The organism is Catenovulum adriaticum (genome assembly GCF_026725475.1).
Classification (GTDB): Bacteria; Pseudomonadota; Gammaproteobacteria; order Enterobacterales; family Alteromonadaceae; genus Catenovulum; species Catenovulum adriaticum.
Genome location: NZ_CP109965.1, coordinates 3,170,091 through 3,187,871, shown reverse-complemented (window position 1 = coordinate 3,187,871; position 17,781 = coordinate 3,170,091). Strand labels below are relative to the sequence as shown.

Here is a 17,781-nt window from a genome sequence, read left to right as displayed (position 1 = left end):
AATAAGTTAACCGCAAGCAAATAATGATAAATATCTTGATTAATTTAAGGCGTTCCTAATTAGTAGCGCCCTGCTCTTTTGCAAATTTATCTGTTTCTGTTGCAGGCGTAAAATCACCACTCCAGTTAGCTAGATTAGTTTTAATTAAATTAACCAGCATATCTATATGCTGGGGATCACTATTTAACGCTTCTATATATTCAAACCTTTCGCCGCCAGCTTCTATAAAGTAATCTCTATTTTCTTCGCCAATTTCTTCAATAGTTTCTAAGCAATCAGCACTAAATCCAGGGCAGATCACCTGTACTGATTTAATACCTTGCTTGGGAAAGGCTTGTAAACTATGGTCTGTATAAGGCTTTAACCATTCTTCTTTACCAAATCGGCTTTGAAAAGTTGTTATATATTCATCTTTATTTAACGCTAAATTGTCGGCAACCAGCCGAGAGGTTTTATAGCATTCACAATGATATGGATCGCCATTATCTAAATAACGTTTAGGAATGCCATGATATGAAAAAACAAGCTTATCGGCTCTACCTTTTTTATCCCAATGCGCTCTAATTTTATCTGCAATAGCTTGAATATAATCAGCATTATCGTGGTAATGACTAATAAATTTAAAATCAGGAAGCCAGCGTCTTTTGGTAAAATCTTGCGCTATCGCATCAAAGGTAGAAGCAGTCGTAGTTGCTGAATATTGCGGATACAAAGGCAATACCAATAATTGTCTAACGCCTTGCGCTAACATTTTGTCTATTGTTTCATTTATAGCAGGTTTGCCATAACGCATTGCATATTCAACCACTATTTTATCACCAAACTCTACAACCAGTTGTTCTGCAATTGCTTTATGCTGATTTTGAGTATGAATTAATAAAGGTGAACCTTTATCTGTCCAAACACCTTGATAAGCTTTAGCTGAACGAGCGGGTCTAAAGTTTAAAATAACCCCATTTAAAATAAACCACCAAACGAATCTAGGCACTTCTACTACTCTAGGATCAGACAAAAATTGCTTCAGATAACGTTTAAGAGCAGGTTTGGTTGGAGCCTCTGGAGTACCTAAATTAGTAATAAGCACCCCTACTTTAGCAGGCGTTTTGTGTGAAAAATCAGTTTTACCTTGGTATTTCATATATTAATAACTTAAAAATTGATGATTTATTAAAATAAAAACTATTTAAAAAAGCATTATTGTAAACTTAAATGAACACTTTATTAATAGACATAAAATGAAGCTGGCTTTAATCGGCGCTTAATTAATAAATAAGGTCCAACAAAAGCTAAATTTACGTAATTTATACTATCACCCTTCTACTTTAGACCACAGCATTGGAATTAAATAACTCAATAATTAAGCTAAATTAAGACTTTTTGTAATTTTAATAAAGTGATTAAAAATCAATCACTTTATAATAAATCTTAATATTGATTAAATAATATACAAAACTCAAGATCCCAGTAAAAATGCGGTTGATCAGAATTTGATCAAAGGTTGATCAAAGCTTGCTCACTTGATCATCACAACTTATCCACAATTAGCGTTGATAATTATTCACACTGTGAATAACCTCTTAATAATAGGTGAGCAAACTTTGATCAACTCAGGGATAAAAAATAGACCAAGTTAGGGCTGTGGATAAAAGACGCTTTTATCTCCAAGTTGATCAGAGATTGATCAATTGTTGATCACTTATTATTCAACTTGTAATTACATGATCTTTCATGCTTTTTTTCGCTTATCAACAGAAAAGGCGATCACTAATAGTAATAACAATAAGATCTTTATTTAAATATATATTTAATTATTAAAGATTGATGAGTGCAAAAAACAAATTAAAAAAATCTATTTGGCAAACCTAAAATTCCAGTACAATGCAAAAAGTAATTTATTCACTTTTTGAAGAACGAGGCGCTAGCATCTCATAGCCTTTTGGGTATAAAATATCTGCCCGTTTTTCCGGATACCAAACAGAGACCAGATTTATGCAGTCATTTGAACAAAATTTTGATGTTATCGTTGTTGGAGGAGGCCACGCTGGTACTGAAGCTGCAATGGCATCAGCCAGAATGGGTCAAAATACTTTGTTGCTTACCCATAATGTTGAAACATTAGGACAAATGTCTTGTAACCCAGCCATTGGCGGCATAGGGAAAGGTCATCTAGTAAAAGAAATTGATGCACTTGGTGGGTTAATGGCCAAAGCTGCCGATTTAGGTGGCATTCAATTTAGAACATTGAATTCAAGCAAAGGGCCAGCTGTTCGCGCAACCCGAGCTCAAGCTGATCGCCAATTGTATCGAGCAGCAATTAGAACTGCGCTTGAAAATCAAGATAATTTAAAAATATTTCAGCAAGCTTGCGATGATTTAATCGTTGAAAACGAAAAAGTATGCGGTGTTGTAACCCAAATGGGGTTAAAGTTTTTTGCTAAATCAGTTGTGCTAACCACAGGTACATTTTTAGGTGGTCAAATTCATATTGGTTTAGAAAACTTTAGCGGAGGCCGAGCTGGTGATCCGCCTTCAATCGCATTAGCAAACCGATTACGCGAATTACCTTTTAGAGTTTCGCGGTTAAAAACGGGCACGCCACCAAGAATTGATGCAAGAACAATTGATTTTTCTGCAATGCAAGAACAACCAGGTGATAGCCCATTACCGGTTTTTTCGTTTATGGGAAAAGTTTCAGATCATCCTGAGCAAATTCCGTGTTACATTACTCACACAAATGAAAAAACCCATGATGTGATCCGTGGTGGATTAGACAGATCACCCATGTATTCAGGGGTGATTGAAGGAATCGGGCCTAGATATTGTCCGTCAATTGAAGATAAAATTGTTCGTTTTGCTGAAAAAAGCTCACACCAAATTTTTATTGAACCAGAAGGCTTAACCACACATGAGGTTTATCCAAATGGTATTTCAACCAGTTTACCTTTTGATGTTCAAGTTAATTTAGTCCATTCAATCAAAGGTTTAGAGAACGCGCATATTACTCGGCCAGGTTATGCAATTGAATATGACTTTTTCGATCCAAGAGATTTAAAGCAAACGTTAGAAACTAAATTTATTAAAGGTTTATTTTTTGCTGGCCAGATAAACGGAACGACTGGTTACGAAGAAGCTGGTGCTCAAGGCCTAATGGCGGGCGCAAATGCTGCGCTATTTGCGCAAGAAAAAGAAGGTTTTAGTTTACGTCGAGATCATGCTTATTTAGGTGTATTGGTTGATGATTTAACCACTTTAGGTACAAAAGAACCGTACCGCATGTTTACTAGCCGTGCGGAATACAGATTATTATTACGTGAAGATAATGCTGACATTCGACTAACCGAATTAGGCAGAAAAGTCGGCTTGATTGATGATGAACGTTGGGCCTTTTTCTCTAACAAATTAGAGAATATAGAGCTGGAAAAACAAAGACTTAAGTCAACTTGGGTGCATCCTAAACATGAAGGTTTAGGACAAATTAATGAGATGACAAAAAATCCATTAACCCGCGAACATAGCTTAGAAGATTTGATAAAACGGCCTGAATTAAATTACCAAAAACTAATGCAAGTTGAATCGTTAGGGCCTTGGTTAACCGATCCGCGTGAAGGCGAACAAGTTGAAGTTCAGCTAAAATATGCAGGTTATATTGACCGTCAAAAAGACGAAATTGAACGCACAATTCGTAATGAAAACACAAAGTTACCTGCGGAATTTGATTTTAGTTTAGTTTCAGGTTTATCTAATGAAGTGGTTGCTAAGTTAAAAGAATTTAAACCCGAAACCATAGGTCAGGCATCACGTATATCGGGCATTACGCCAGCTGCGGTCTCGTTATTATTGGTTAGCTTGAAAAAACAAGGCTTGTTGAGGAAATCTGCGTAAATGTCAGTGTTGTTGAAAAAATTAGAAGCTCATTTGGTAGATATGGAACTGTCTGCCAGTGATCAACAAAAACAGCAATTGATTGGATATGTTGAGCAATTGAACAAATGGAACAAAGCATATAACCTAACTTCGGTTCGCGATCCACTTGAGATGATGACTCGTCATATTGCAGACTCATTAGCTTTATTACATTTTTTACCGGCTCAAAAAAGCTACATTGATGTTGGGACTGGCCCCGGATTGCCAGGAATTCCATTAGCGATTATGATGCCAGATAGTCAATTTACTTTGCTAGATAGTTTAGGCAAACGTACCCGTTTTATTCAACAAACCGTGTTTGAACTCGGGATTAAAAATGTGACCGCAATACAAAGTCGCGTTGAAAATCATCGAGTTGAAGTTGGATTTGATGGGGTTTTAAGCCGCGCATTTGCGTCACTTGAAGATATGTTGACTTGGTGTCAGCACTTGGTGAAAGCAGATACAGGTCGCTTTTTTGCAATGAAAGGCATTTATCCAACGGCAGAAATTGATACACTAGCGCCAGAATTTGAGTTAGAACAAGTTAATAAACTTTATGTACCACAATTAAATGAAGAACGTCATTTAGTGGAAATCAAATTAAAATAACGGAGTTGCTGTCATGGGTAAAATTATTGCAATTGCGAATCAAAAAGGTGGTGTGGGTAAAACTACCACCGCGGTGAATTTAGCGGCATCAATGGCGGCAACCAAACGCAAAATTTTATTGATCGATCTTGATCCGCAAGGCAATGCAACGATGGGAAGTGGCGTAGATAAATACGAAGCGCACGCAACTTCATATGAATTACTCATCGATGAAAAACCGTTAACAGAAGTCATTACCCAGCAAACCAGCGGAAAATATGATTTAGTAGCAGCTAATTCTGACGTAACCGCAGTTGAAATTAAGCTGATGGAATGTTTTGCTCGTGAATTAAGATTACGTAACGCATTAGCTGATTACAAAGATAATTACGATTTTATTATTATTGACTGTCCTCCTTCGTTGAATATGCTGACCGTAAACGCGATGGCGGCTGCGGATTCTGTTTTAGTCCCTATGCAATGTGAATATTATGCGCTTGAAGGGGTTACTGCACTAATGGATACCATTGAAAAATTGGCGGCTGTTGTTAATCCTAATTTAGCGATTGAAGGGGTGCTCAGAACAATGTACGACCCTAGAAACCGTTTAGCGAATGATGTTTCAGAACAACTCAAAAAGCATTTTGGTGAAAAAGTATACCGCACCGTAATTCCAAGAAACGTCCGTTTAGCCGAAGCACCTAGTTTTGGCGAGCCAGTCATGTATTATGATAAAGCTTCTACCGGCGCTAAAGCGTACTTAGCATTAGCTGGTGAAATGATCCGCCGTAGCGAAAAAGAAAAATCACAACAAGTTGCATAGCGATTTCAATATTTAGGTAAATTCAATGTCGGTAAAAAAACGAGGTTTAGGTCGAGGTTTAGATGCATTATTGGCGACCAGCCAATCGGTTAAACCAGAACAAAATCAAGCAGAAGCAACTCAGCCAGATGAAAACATGAATATTGCGGCTGAGCGCAATGAACTTCACAAATTACCTATTGAATTTTTATCCCCAGGGAAATATCAACCTAGAAAAGACATGTCTTCTGATGCACTGGAAGAGCTAGCAAGTTCAATTCGAGCGCAAGGCATTATCCAACCAATTGTCGTTCGTCAGCTTGATCAACAAGACAGTTACGAGATTATTGCGGGTGAACGTCGTTGGCGTGCAGCGCAAATTGCCCAATTAGACACTGTTCCTTGTTTGGTTAAAAAAATACCAGATGAAGCTGCTGTAGCCATTGCGCTGATCGAAAATATTCAACGAGAAGATCTCAACGCAATGGAAGAAGCTGTTGCTCTTGAACGCTTACTCAACGAATTTGACTTAACGCACCAACAAGTTGCTGATGCCGTCGGTAAATCGCGTACGAATGTGACCAATTTATTGCGCTTAAATTCGCTTGAAGACGATATAAAAACCTTGCTTGAGCATGGCGATATTGAAATGGGCCATGCCAGATGTTTATTGGCTTTGGCTGGCGAAGCACAAGTAGACGCTGGTCGCTTAGTTGCGGCAAAAGGCTTAACAGTTAGAGATACGGAAAAGCTTGTTAATAAATTATTGCAGCCGCCAGCAGAAAAAGAACCTCAAAAAATCGATCCAAATATCGAAAACTTACAGAATCAACTCTCGGAAGTTATTGGATCTTCTGTCAAAATAAGTCATAATCGCTCAGGTAAAGGCAAGATGGTAATTGATTTTGCTAATTTAGATACTTTAGACGGTATTATTGAAAAATTAGGTATTAATCAATAAATCTCAAGAGATTGTTAGCTATTTATTTACGTAGACCGCATTTTTATTCAGTTTTTTCAATTTTAAAGATTGCTATTTTTATTGAAAACGCAGGATAAATCTGTATACTTTGCGCAAATTTTTGCATCACTATAGGGCACTTTTAAGTCCAACAAGATGCAAATCAGCCAATTAAAGAGTTATGTATTTTGAATAAACTGGCCTTAGCGGGATTTACAACCGCCTGTAAAATAATAGGTTTTCAGTTATTAGTAACGTCTTTAGTGGGCTTGGCCGTTTTATTATTACAAAACAGAGTTGCAGCTGTGTCTTTGCTGCTTGGTGGTTTTTGTGCCATTTTGCCTAATTTTATTCTAGCGTGTTTTCTTTTTTCCGCTGCTGGGGCAACGCAACTAAAAACCATCATGAGTCGGTTTTATCGAGGAACCAGTATAAAATTGATTATGACAAGCATTGTACTTGCTATTATATTAAAATCGCAGCTATTTTTAGTGGGCTTTGTTTTTGTAGGTTTTGCAATAGCGCTTGTTGCGCATGTATTAGCACCGAATTCTTTTCATTAACTTTATTGGGAAACAACAATGGCAGCAACTGGTGATACTCTGACTTCTCAGAGCTATATCCAACACCATTTAACTAACGCCACAATTGGCGAAGGTTTTTGGACTTGGCATATAGACACTTTAGCTTGGTCTATTTTACTAGGCCTAGTATTCATTTTAAGTTTTCGTAGTGTAGCGAAAAAGGCAACAACCGGTGTACCCGGCAAATTTCAATGTGCAGTAGAGATGATAGTTGAATTTGTTGGGAAAAGTGTTAAAGAAACTTACCACGGTGAAAGCAAATTAATTGCACCTCTTTCATTAACTATTTTCATGTGGATTTTACTAATGAACTGCATGGATTGGATTCCTGTTGATTGGATTAGTACTTTAACCTCTCTAGCTGCGGGCGACTCTTGGGAAACTATCGAGAAAGGTCAATCGCACGTATACCACAAAATAGTGCCTACCACCGACCTTAATATGACATTTGGTTTGTCGCTCGGTGTATTTGCTCTAATGATTTTTTATTCAATTCGAATAAAAGGTGTTGGCGGTTTCTTAAAAGAGCTTTATGCTCACCCTTTCAATACACCTTGGTTATATTGGTTTAATTTTATTCTTGAAACAATTGCATTAATTGCTAAACCTGTTTCATTAGCACTACGTTTATTTGGTAACTTATATGCGGCTGAGCTTATTTTCATTCTAATTGCCACAATTGGTGTATTCCAATTGCCAGTGCACTTTTTATGGGCGGCTTTCCACTTATTAGTTATACCATTACAAGCCTTCATATTCATGATGCTAACAATTGTATATTTAAGCATGATGAGTGAAAAACACTAATTTTTTAACTTTAACTTTAACTTTCAAAACTTTGGAGAAATAAAATGACATTAATCGCTGTTGCTATTTTGATTGGTCTAGGTGCATTAGGTACTGCGCTTGGTTTCGGTTTATTAGGTGGTAAGTTCTTAGAAGCTTCTGCTCGTCAACCTGAATTAGCGCCACAATTACAAGTAAAAATGTTCATCGTTGCTGGTCTTATCGATGCGATTGCAATGATCGGTGTTGGTATCGCGCTATACATGCTATTTGTTATTGGTGTTTAAGACTTATTAAGAATTTACTTTTGTTAAACATTGATAACTTATTAAGGGGGTCGTTGTGAATATCAACGCAACTCTAATTGGCGAATCAATAGCATTTTTTGTATTTGTATTTTTTACAATGAAATACGTTTGGCCACAGCTAAACGGTGCTATCGAAGCTCGTCAAAAACAAATATCAGAAGGCTTAGCTGCTTCAGAACAAGCTGAAAAAGACTTACAACTAGCTAAAAAAGAAGCTACGAAGAAGTTAAAAGAAGCTAAAGAACAAGCTGCAGCTATTATCGAACAAGCTAAAAAACGCGAAGCTCAAATCATTGATGAAGCGGCTGATAAAGCACGTGCTGAAAATGATAAAATTCTAGCTCAAGGTCAAGCTGAACTAGATGCAGAGCGTAACCGTACTCAAGCTGAGTTACGTCAACAGGTTGCTGCGTTAGCAATTGCTGGTGCAGAAAAAATTCTGGCTCGTTCTATCGATGCTAAAGCTCAAGCGGATATTCTTGACCAGTTGGTTGAGGAATTATAAGGGGTAATTATTATGTCTGAATTGACAACCATTGCCCGACCATACGCTAAAGCAGCGTTTGATTATGCTGTTGAGCAAAATGCGATAGATAACTGGCTTGCAATGTTAACTTTTGCTGCTGAAGTTTCTAAAAATGAAACGATGCAGCATTATTTAACAAGCTCAGCTAACACTGACGAAATTGCAAAGACATTTATCTCGGTTTGCGAAGATCAGCTTGACCCAAGTGGTCAAAACCTAATCAAACTAATGGCTGAAAATAAACGTTTAGACGCTTTACCAAAAGTGGTTGATTTATTTTCTGAACTAAAATACGAGCATGAGAAAACAATCGAAGTATCTGTTACCTCTGCTGTAGAACTATCATCTACACAATTAGATAGTTTAGTTCAGTCGTTAGAGAAACGTTTAGCCAGAAAAGTTAAGCTTAATTGTCGTGTTGATGAAACTATAGTTGGTGGCTTATTAATTAAAGCCGGTGATATGGTTATTGATAGCACGATTCGCGGAAAATTGGATCGACTGAACACAGCGTTACAGTCGTAGGGGATTAGAGCATGCAACTGAATTCCACTGAAATAGCCGAACTAATCAAGAAACGTATTGAGAAGTTCGAAATCGTCAGTGAAGCTCGTAACGAAGGTACTATTGTATCTGTTACTGACGGTATCATCCGCATACATGGCTTAGCCGATGTTATGCAAGGTGAGATGATTGAGCTTCCGGGTAGCCGTTTCGCTATCGCACTAAACTTAGAAAGAGATTCTGTTGGTGCGGTTGTAATGGGCCCATATGCTAACTTACAAGAAGGCATGAAAGTAAAAGGTACTGGTCGTATCTTAGAAGTTCCAGTAGGTCCAGGTTTGTTAGGCCGTGTGGTTAACACATTAGGTCAAGCAATCGATGGTAAAGGCCCTGTTGAGAATGATGGTTTTGAACCAGTAGAAAAAATTGCACCAGGTGTAATCGAACGTCAATCAGTTGATGAACCTTTACAAACTGGTTATAAAGCGATTGATGCAATGGTTCCAATCGGTCGTGGTCAGCGTGAGCTTATCATTGGTGACCGTCAGATTGGTAAATCAGCAGTCGCGATTGATGCGATCATCAACCAAAAAGGTACAGGCGTTAAATGTATCTACGTTGCAATTGGTCAAAAAGCATCAACTCTAGCAAACGTTGTTCGTAAATTAGAAGAACATGGTGCACTAGAGCATACAATTATTGTTGCAGCCAATGCATCTGAATCAGCCGCACTTCAGTATTTAGCGCCATATTCAGGTTGTACAATGGGTGAATACTTCCGTGACCGTGGTCAAGATGCGTTAATCGTATATGATGACTTGTCTAAGCAAGCTGTTGCCTATCGTCAAGTTTCATTATTATTACGTCGTCCACCAGGTCGTGAAGCATACCCGGGTGATGTTTTCTATCTTCATTCACGTTTACTTGAACGTGCATCTCGCGTAAATGCAGAGTATGTTGAAAAGTTCACTAACGGTGAAGTAAAAGGTAAAACAGGTTCATTGACTGCATTACCTATTATTGAAACACAAGCAGGTGACGTTTCTGCATTCGTACCAACCAACGTAATTTCAATTACGGATGGTCAGATCTTCTTAGAAACTGGTATGTTTAACTCAGGTATCCGTCCGGCAATTAATGCTGGTATCTCGGTATCTCGTGTTGGTGGTTCAGCGCAAACTAAGATTATCAAAAAGTTAGGCGGTGGTATCCGTCTAGCACTTGCTCAGTATCGTGAATTAGCAGCCTTTGCTCAGTTCGCTTCTGATTTAGATGACGCTACACGTGCTCAACTAGAGCATGGTCAACGCGTAACTGAATTAATGAAGCAAAAGCAATACACTCCATTGAGTGTTAGTTTAATGGCTGTTTCATTGTTTGCTGCAGATAAAGGCTTCTTGAACGATGTCGAATTAGACAAAATTCTTGATTTCGAAGCAGCACTTCACTCGTATATGAAGTCTGAGCATGCAGAATTAATGAACAAAATCGACGAGAAAGGCGATTATAACGCCGACGTCGAAGCTGCATTAAAAGCTGCTTTAGAAGCATTCAAATCGACTCAAACTTGGTAAAGTCTGAGTCTACGATTAATTTAATCGGAGTGAAGAGAAATGGCCGGCGCTAAAGAGATAAAAGGTAAAATTGGTAGTGTTCAAAACACTCAAAAAATTACCAGCGCAATGGAGATGGTTGCTGCGAGTAAAATGCGCAAAGCGCAAGAACGCATGTCAGCTTCTCGTCCATACGCAGAAAATATGCGTAAGGTGATCGGTCATATCGCGCTTGCTAGTTCTGACTATAAGCATCCTTATATGGAAGAACGTGAAATCAAGCGCGTAGGTTACATTGTTGTGTCAACAGACCGTGGTCTTTGTGGCGGCTTAAACTCAAATTTGTTTAAGCAAGTGATTAAAGATTATGCAGGTTGGCGCAAAAAAGATGTCGAAGTAGACTTTGGCGTAATTGGCGCTAAAGCAACCGCATTTTTCGACAGCTTTGGTGGTCATATTGTTGCTCAAGCTTCTGGCTTAGGTGATAAACCATCAGTAACCGACTTAGTAGGTTCTGTGCAGGTCATGTTAAAAGCATATGAAGACGGCGAAATTGACCGCTTATATGTGGTTTACAATAACTTTGTAAACACCATGTCACAAACACCTACGATCGATCAGCTTTTACCTTTACCTAAGGGTGAGGTTAGCGAACAAAAACATAATTGGGATTATATATACGAGCCGAGTGCAGAAGCGATTCTGGATCAGTTATTAACTCGTTATATTGAATCTCAGGTATATCAGGCTGTTGTTGAAAACGTAGCGTCAGAAATGGCAGCACGTATGGTTGCGATGAAAGCCGCAACTGATAACGCAGGTAACCTGATTAAAGAATTGCAATTAGTCTACAACAAAGCTCGTCAGGCAGCGATTACTCAAGAATTGAGTGAAATCTGTGCTGGTGCAGCAGCAGTTTAGGCAAAGGCAGCAACGATTTAGAGGAAAGATAATGAGTTCAGGTCTAGTCGTTCAAGTCATCGGCGCGGTTGTGGACATTGAGTTTCCACAAGATTCTGTACCGCAAGTATACGATGCGTTGAAAGTTGAAGAAGGCGATATTGCTGGTCTAACTGTAGAAGTACAGCAGCAATTAGGTGGCGGTGTTGTTCGTGGCATCGCTATGGGTTCTTCAGACGGTTTACGTCGTGGTCTTAAAGTTGTAAATACTGGTGAGCCAGTATCAGTACCTGTTGGTATTAAAACTTTAGGTCGTATCATGGACGTATTAGGTAACCCAATTGATGAAGCGGGTCCTATTGGTGAAGAAGAGCGTTGGTCAATCCACCGTGAAGCACCAAGCTATGAAGAGCAAGCAAGCGCAAACGATTTATTAGAAACTGGTGTTAAAGTAATCGACCTAGTTTGTCCATTCGCTAAGGGTGGTAAAGTTGGTTTATTCGGTGGTGCTGGTGTTGGTAAAACCGTAAACATGATGGAACTTATCCGTAACATCGCAATCGAGCACAGTGGTTATTCAGTATTCGCTGGTGTTGGTGAGCGTACTCGTGAGGGTAACGATTTCTACCATGAAATGAACGATTCTAACGTACTTGATAAAGTAGCGTTGGTTTACGGTCAAATGAATGAGCCACCGGGCAACCGTTTACGCGTAGCGTTAACTGGTTTGACTATGGCTGAAAAATTCCGTGACGAAGGTCGTGACGTATTATTTTTCGTAGACAACATCTACCGTTATACACTTGCTGGTACTGAAGTATCTGCATTGTTAGGTCGTATGCCATCTGCGGTAGGTTACCAGCCTACACTTGCTGAAGAAATGGGTGTTTTACAAGAGCGTATTACCTCAACTAAAACAGGTTCAATCACTTCAATCCAAGCGGTATACGTACCTGCGGATGATTTGACGGATCCATCTCCAGCAACGACTTTCTCGCATTTAGATGCAACAGTTGTATTGTCACGTAACATCGCTTCATTGGGTATTTACCCTGCGATTGACCCACTAGATTCTACTTCGCGTCAATTAGACCCATTAGTAGTAGGTCAAGAGCATTATGAATGCGCTCGTGGTGTGCAAATTGTTTTACAACGTTACAAAGAACTTAAAGATATCATCGCCATCTTAGGTATGGATGAGTTATCTGAAGAAGATAAGCAAATCGTTGCTCGTGCTCGTAAGATCCAACGTTTCTTATCTCAGCCGTTCTTCGTAGCTGAAGTATTTAACAGTGTTCCTGGTCGTTATGTATCTTTAAAAGATACTATCGCAGGCTTTAAAGGCATTTTAGCGGGTGAGTACGATCACCTACCAGAACAAGCTTTCTATATGGTTGGCGCCATTGAAGAAGCTGTTGAAAAAGCTAAGAGCTTATAATTCAACCGGAGGTGAAAGGTGGCAGCTATGACAACTCATTTAGATGTGGTCAGCGCCGAAGAGAAAATCTTCTCCGGTTTAGTTGAGTCTATCAGGGTATCGGGTATTGAAGGTGAGCTTGGCGTACAATACGGCCATGCTCCTTTAATTACACCCATTAAGCCTGGTATGGTTAAACTAATTAAGCAGTTTGGTAAAGAAGAGCTGATTTATTTATCAGGCGGCGTACTAGAAGTTCAACCAAACGGCATCGTCGTTTTGGCTGATGTTGCAGTACGCGGTGAAGACCTTGATGAACAAGCAGCTGTTGATGCCAAACGCCGTGCTGAAGAACACATCCATAATTCATCGTCTGATTTGAATTACGCTGAAGCAGCCATGGAGCTAGCTAAAGCAGTTGCACAAATCAGAGTGATCGAAGAGATGCGTCGACGTACAAAATAACTGTTTTGCGTTAGGCAAACCTAGTTAAATACTAAAAAGGACAGCTTTGCTGTCCTTTTTGCTTTCTAAAACTTATTATAAACACCTTAGCGCCATGGCGGCGGCAGACGTCCTATTCTCGACACTTAATTTTTTGAAAATTTGTTCAAGATGTTTATTAACCGTTCTTGGGCTCATACTAAGCACTATTGCTATTTCTCTGTTTGTTTTTCCCTTACTTATCCATAGCAAAACTTCTGATTCACGCTCTGTGAGCGGGTAGCGCTCGCGTAGCATTGCTGTTTCGTTAGGCTGCTCTAAATTAGACAGCCTCAATAAATATTCATTTTCATCGGTTTCAGAAATGTACTTTAATTCAAGCTGCTTTAACTTTGCTTGCACTTTGATAGGAAACTGTCTTTTGTCTGCATCATTGATAAAATTAGATAATTTTTTTGCAAGCACACTAGTTATCCAAGTTTCGTCTGCGCCAGCTAATTCAAAGAGCTGATAAGTTTGGGGCGTAGCCCATTTTATTTGGCCTTGATGATTGATAGCCAGCAAAAACTGTCCTGAGTTGTCGAGTGCTTGCTGAGCGTGTATGGTGGCTTTTGCATTAGATAAGTGTGATTGCATTCTAACGATGAGCTCGTCAGGGTTAATTGGTTTAGTTATATAATCTGTTCCTCCTGCAGCAAACCCTTTTTTGATACTTTGCGTATCGCTCATTCCAGTCATAAAAATAACAGGAGTGTGTTTGAGTTGAGGTATCTGTTTTATAGTTTTACATGCCTCAAAGCCATCCATATTAGGCATCATAGCATCCATCAAAATGATATCTGGGTTTATATTCTCGGCTATAGTGACTGCTTGTTGGCCTTCCATAGCGATTAATAAAGTTAAATTTTGACCGTCTAAAGCGTCATTTAACATACTTAATGTTTCCGGTGAATCATCAACTATTAGCACAACATTTTTCTGTTTTTTGTGCGTTGTCATAAGGCATCTCGCAATATTTGACTTATCTGTTTAAATTGAAATTTATTGCATAAAGTGATTAATTGGGCGACAAAATCAGGGCTAACTAATTTGTCACTTTGGAGTTTTTGTAATTTATTTAATAGCGCTTTGTGGTAACCCATTTCAGTTAATGCAATTAATTCACTAATAATATTTTCTGGAATTTTGTCTGGGTTAAAATTAGCGCCATTTTTCTTTATCTCAGGCTGGGATATTTTGTCGTCGTAGCACCATTTTATATTTAAGTGCTGGCCAATTTTTTCTGTTAAGGTATCTAATTGTACTGGTTTGACTACATAATCGTTGTGCGCATGTTGTTCAGTATCTTGTAACTGATTTTCTCTCGCGTCTGCTGACACCATGATGATTGGCGCATTTATATTTTTTTCACGTAATACTTTAGATAACTCAAACCCTGTCATACCAGGCATAGAAACATCTAATAAAAATAGGTCTGGTCGGCAGCCTTCAAGTAAACTTAAACATTCAAATCCATCTGCAGCTTCTATAATAGAAAAACCAATAATACTGAGCGAGTCTTTTATTAACCTTCGGTGAGTTGGATCGTCATCAACCAACATGAGTAGCTTGTGGCCTTCTTTTATGCCTTTAATAGAAAGGCTTTTATGTGTTGATAACGTCGTTTTTTTGCTTAAACCGCTAAGCATTATGCTAACAACAAATTGGCTACCTTGTCCTTTTTGACTGGTTAGTGAAATATTACCGCCCATTATTTCGGTTAATAACCGTGTTATCGTTAAGCCTAACCCAGTGCCTGAAACATAAGGCTCACCGGGTTTTCTGATCCGCTCAAAAGGTTTGAAAATGTTTTGGTACTCACTTTTATCTATGCCTACACCAGTATCTGTAATAATAAAATTGGCGACTTCATTTTTATAAGTTATATCAAATTTCACTTGTCCTTGATGTGTAAATTTAATGGCATTTGAGAGTAAATTTATCAGTATCTGTCGTAAACGTTTTTCATCGGTACGAACCCATTCTGGTAAGCGGCCCTGAATGTCGTGTATAAAGTCGATAGATTTATTTTCTGCTTGCAGTTTAAACATACTCACGATTTGATTGATTAAAGAAGGTAAATGGACTTCCGTTTTTATTAAATCTAATTTACCGGCTTCAATTTTGGATATATCTAATAAACCTTCGATCAAATCTGCTAAATATTCACTGCTTCGGCGAATAACTTCAACTGCTTGCTCTGTTCTATCGGCGGCTATTTTATTTTTCCCCAATAGCTGTGCATATCCCGAAATAGCATTGAGGGGCGATCTTAATTCGTGGCTGATTCCAGCTAAATATCGACTCTTGGCTTGATTTGCAGCTTCAGCTATTTCTTTGGCGTCTTGTAACTCTTGATCGGTTTTTTTATGGGCTGAAATTTCTTGTTTTAATAATCGGGTTTGTTGGCGTGTTTCGTTAATTGATACTCTTCTACTTTCGCTCATCAAAATAAACACCCAGCAAATAACCGCGCTAATGATAATTAAAATAAAGGAGGATTTTATAAGTGCACTTTGCAGCAGATCGGTATTTATTTGAGTCTCTAATACGATTTGGGCATAGATAAAAGTGAGTAAGCCAAATATTAATAATATAGCTAAAGCGATTAAACCTAAGAAGCTAAAAATTTTAGTGTTTATTCTGTTGGCCCAATGTCGCGGTAATATGAGTTTTAATAAACTAAAAAACTGATCATAAAAACGCGCATTTGATTTGCATTGATCGCGGCAACGAGTATCCAGCGAACAGCATAAAGAACATATAGCGCCCGTGTAAGCTGGACAAAGAGACATATCTTCTTGCTCAAATTGATGCTCGCAAATACAGCACTTTATTACGCTTACGCTTGGGTAAGACTCAGAAATTAAATTTTTACGTGCAATATAAAACTTGCCTTGAGTTATAAATGCAATAAAGGGCGCTAATATAAAAGTGGAACCCAGCGTTATAAATGATGCTAATGCAGCGCCTACAGGTCCAAAAAATCCTAAATGTAAGAAAATACCTAACATAGACGCGATCAGCATAGAGCCAAATCCAACCGGATTAATATCATATAAATAGGCACGCTTAAATTCTATTTCTTTTGGTCTTAACCCAAGAAACATATTTATTGTTAGATCAGCAACAAGCGAACCAACCCAAGCAACGGCTATTAAACCGTATATTGAGAGGGTTTTTTCCATCATAGTGAAAATTTCTAATTCCATTAATAAAATGGCAATCGCAACATTAAATATCAGCCAAACAACACGACCTGGATGATTTTGGGTGATACGTGAAAAGAAATTTGACCAAGCAATAGAGCCAGCATAGGCATTAGTGACATTAATTTTTAGTTGTGAAATAACAACAAAACAACCCACTAATATTAAAACAATATTTGGATTATTACTTAAATAGCTAAAAGCAACTAAATACATATGATTAGGATCAATGGCTAACTGAGGTGCAACGCCATGGCTAATAGCCAAATAAACTAAAAAAGAACCAATTAAAATTTTAGTAGCGCCAACAATAATCCAACCTGGGCCGGCCAAAATTAATGCACTTAGCCATTGTTTTGGATTGTTTTTTTTCTGAGGTAAAAACCGTAAAAAATCAACTTGCTCACCAACTTGGGCTATTAAAGAAAACATGATAGAAGCGGCTGCACCAAAAAGTAGCAACTGAAAATGATTAGAATTTTGATTATCCAGTGAGTTTAGCTCGTAATTTGTCCAACCTTCAAAAGCTTGCCACTCGTAAATAGCAATAAAAATTAAAGGGATAATTTGTAAAAACATCCAAATGGGCTGAGTCCAACGTTGAAATTTACTTATTTGGGTGATGCCATGAGTGACTAAAGGAATAACCATCACAGCAGATAAAAAATAGCCTATGTATAGCGGTATGTTTAAAGTCAATTGCAAAGCCATCGCCATAATAGCCGCTTCAATAGCGAAAAAAATAAAAGTGAAACTGGCATAAATAAGCGATGTAATCGTTGAGCCTATATAGCCAAACCCTGCGCCCCGCGTTAGTAAATCTATATCTATTCCATTTTTAGCTGCGTGATAGCAAATTGGTAAAGCGGTTAAAAAAATAATTAAAGAGACAAGTAAAATGGCAAGAACAGAATTAGTGAACCCATAAGACAAGGTCATAACGCCACCAATTGCTTCCAAAGCCAAAAAAGAAATCGCACCGATAGCTGTAATAGCGATTTGTGAACAAGACCATTGTCTAGCCGATTTGGCTGTAAAGCGTAATGAATAATCTTCTAATGTGTGGTCAGCAACCCATTTATTGTAGTTTCGTCTAACTCGAAATATATCTTGTTCTGCAGACATTTTATTACCTGATGACTTGATCTTAGAGATTCAATAAAGAATGAAGCTGTAGCAATGAATAAGCCATATTGGCAAATTAAATTTTGATGAGATTTAAATCCTATTTATATACGTCAATTAACGTATCCG

At 38.2% G+C, this 17,781-nt stretch carries 16 protein-coding genes; 13 read left to right on the top strand and 3 right to left on the bottom strand.

Annotation, left to right across the window (positions count from 1 at the left end):
- Positions 1–55: 55 nt before the first annotated feature.
- Positions 56–1,138 (bottom strand): ferrochelatase, encoded by a 1,083-nt coding sequence (hemH, locus tag OLW01_RS13970; protein WP_268074534.1) that lies wholly within the window; start codon positions 1,136–1,138, stop codon positions 56–58.
- Positions 1,139–1,989: 851 nt separating this feature from the next.
- Here hemH and mnmG point away from each other — a divergent pair.
- From mnmG to OLW01_RS13905, 13 genes are all read left to right on the top strand, one after another.
- Positions 1,990–3,882 (top strand): tRNA uridine-5-carboxymethylaminomethyl(34) synthesis enzyme MnmG, encoded by a 1,893-nt coding sequence (gene mnmG, locus OLW01_RS13965; RefSeq protein WP_268074533.1) that lies wholly within the window; start codon positions 1,990–1,992, stop codon positions 3,880–3,882.
- Complete coding sequence (rsmG, locus tag OLW01_RS13960) at positions 3,883–4,515, top strand: 16S rRNA (guanine(527)-N(7))-methyltransferase RsmG (protein ID WP_268074532.1); 633 nt, start codon at positions 3,883–3,885, stop codon at positions 4,513–4,515.
- Between the two features lie 13 nt (positions 4,516–4,528).
- The gene (locus tag OLW01_RS13955) at positions 4,529–5,317 is read left to right on the top strand and encodes a ParA family protein (RefSeq protein ID WP_268074531.1); all 789 of its coding nucleotides are present in this window, start codon (positions 4,529–4,531) and stop codon (positions 5,315–5,317) included.
- Between the two features lie 25 nt (positions 5,318–5,342).
- A complete protein-coding gene (locus OLW01_RS13950; RefSeq protein WP_268074530.1) occupies positions 5,343–6,257 on the top strand; it encodes a ParB/RepB/Spo0J family partition protein in 915 nt (304 codons plus the stop codon).
- Between the two features lie 188 nt (positions 6,258–6,445).
- Positions 6,446–6,820 carry an ATP synthase subunit I gene (locus OLW01_RS13945; RefSeq protein ID WP_268074529.1) on the top strand — a complete coding sequence of 125 codons (375 nt, stop codon included), beginning with the start codon at positions 6,446–6,448 and terminating at the stop codon, positions 6,818–6,820.
- Positions 6,821–6,838: 18 nt separating this feature from the next.
- A complete protein-coding gene (atpB, locus tag OLW01_RS13940; RefSeq protein ID WP_268074528.1) occupies positions 6,839–7,648 on the top strand; it encodes a F0F1 ATP synthase subunit A in 810 nt (269 codons plus the stop codon).
- A gap of 44 nt (positions 7,649–7,692) precedes the next feature.
- Positions 7,693–7,914 (top strand): F0F1 ATP synthase subunit C, encoded by a 222-nt coding sequence (gene atpE, locus OLW01_RS13935; protein ID WP_016954710.1) that lies wholly within the window; start codon positions 7,693–7,695, stop codon positions 7,912–7,914.
- A gap of 55 nt (positions 7,915–7,969) precedes the next feature.
- Complete coding sequence (gene atpF / locus OLW01_RS13930; RefSeq protein WP_268074527.1) at positions 7,970–8,440, top strand: F0F1 ATP synthase subunit B; 471 nt, start codon at positions 7,970–7,972, stop codon at positions 8,438–8,440.
- 12 nt (positions 8,441–8,452) lie between these two features.
- Entirely contained in the window at positions 8,453–8,986 is a 534-nt protein-coding gene (gene atpH / locus OLW01_RS13925) for a F0F1 ATP synthase subunit delta (protein WP_268074526.1), read from the top strand.
- An 11-nt stretch (positions 8,987–8,997) separates the two neighbouring features.
- The gene (atpA, locus tag OLW01_RS13920) at positions 8,998–10,539 is read left to right on the top strand and encodes a F0F1 ATP synthase subunit alpha (RefSeq protein WP_268074525.1); all 1,542 of its coding nucleotides are present in this window, start codon (positions 8,998–9,000) and stop codon (positions 10,537–10,539) included.
- A 39-nt stretch (positions 10,540–10,578) separates the two neighbouring features.
- Positions 10,579–11,439 carry a F0F1 ATP synthase subunit gamma gene (atpG, locus tag OLW01_RS13915; protein WP_268074524.1) on the top strand — a complete coding sequence of 287 codons (861 nt, stop codon included), beginning with the start codon at positions 10,579–10,581 and terminating at the stop codon, positions 11,437–11,439.
- A 31-nt stretch (positions 11,440–11,470) separates the two neighbouring features.
- Positions 11,471–12,856, top strand: a complete 1,386-nt coding sequence (gene atpD, locus OLW01_RS13910) for a F0F1 ATP synthase subunit beta (RefSeq protein ID WP_268074523.1) — start codon at positions 11,471–11,473, stop codon at positions 12,854–12,856.
- 27 nt (positions 12,857–12,883) lie between these two features.
- Complete coding sequence (locus OLW01_RS13905) at positions 12,884–13,300, top strand: F0F1 ATP synthase subunit epsilon (protein WP_268074522.1); 417 nt, start codon at positions 12,884–12,886, stop codon at positions 13,298–13,300.
- A 75-nt stretch (positions 13,301–13,375) separates the two neighbouring features.
- Here the strand turns inward: OLW01_RS13905 and OLW01_RS13900 are convergent, their stop codons facing one another.
- Entirely contained in the window at positions 13,376–14,278 is a 903-nt protein-coding gene (locus tag OLW01_RS13900; protein ID WP_268074521.1) for a DNA-binding response regulator, read from the bottom strand.
- Positions 14,275–17,652, bottom strand: a complete 3,378-nt coding sequence (locus tag OLW01_RS13895; protein WP_268074520.1) for a hybrid sensor histidine kinase/response regulator — start codon at positions 17,650–17,652, stop codon at positions 14,275–14,277. The genes OLW01_RS13900 and OLW01_RS13895 overlap by 4 nt, the downstream gene beginning before the upstream one ends.
- Positions 17,653–17,781 lie beyond the last annotated feature (129 nt).

Coding starts and splice junctions, on each gene's coding strand:
- atpG (WP_268074524.1), top strand. CDS start 10,579: ATGGCCGGCGCTAAAGAGATAAAAGGTAAAATTGGTAGTGTTCAAAAC.
- rsmG (WP_268074532.1), top strand. CDS start 3,883: ATGTCAGTGTTGTTGAAAAAATTAGAAGCTCATTTGGTAGATATGGAA.
- atpE (WP_016954710.1), top strand. CDS start 7,693: ATGACATTAATCGCTGTTGCTATTTTGATTGGTCTAGGTGCATTAGGT.
- OLW01_RS13905 (WP_268074522.1), top strand. CDS start 12,884: ATGACAACTCATTTAGATGTGGTCAGCGCCGAAGAGAAAATCTTCTCC.
- hemH (WP_268074534.1), bottom strand. CDS start 1,138: ATGAAATACCAAGGTAAAACTGATTTTTCACACAAAACGCCTGCTAAA.
- OLW01_RS13950 (WP_268074530.1), top strand. CDS start 5,343: ATGTCGGTAAAAAAACGAGGTTTAGGTCGAGGTTTAGATGCATTATTG.
- atpB (WP_268074528.1), top strand. CDS start 6,839: ATGGCAGCAACTGGTGATACTCTGACTTCTCAGAGCTATATCCAACAC.
- OLW01_RS13955 (WP_268074531.1), top strand. CDS start 4,529: ATGGGTAAAATTATTGCAATTGCGAATCAAAAAGGTGGTGTGGGTAAA.
- atpH (WP_268074526.1), top strand. CDS start 8,453: ATGTCTGAATTGACAACCATTGCCCGACCATACGCTAAAGCAGCGTTT.
- atpA (WP_268074525.1), top strand. CDS start 8,998: ATGCAACTGAATTCCACTGAAATAGCCGAACTAATCAAGAAACGTATT.
- atpD (WP_268074523.1), top strand. CDS start 11,471: ATGAGTTCAGGTCTAGTCGTTCAAGTCATCGGCGCGGTTGTGGACATT.
- OLW01_RS13900 (WP_268074521.1), bottom strand. CDS start 14,278: ATGACAACGCACAAAAAACAGAAAAATGTTGTGCTAATAGTTGATGAT.
- OLW01_RS13895 (WP_268074520.1), bottom strand. CDS start 17,652: ATGTCTGCAGAACAAGATATATTTCGAGTTAGACGAAACTACAATAAA.
- mnmG (WP_268074533.1), top strand. CDS start 1,990: ATGCAGTCATTTGAACAAAATTTTGATGTTATCGTTGTTGGAGGAGGC.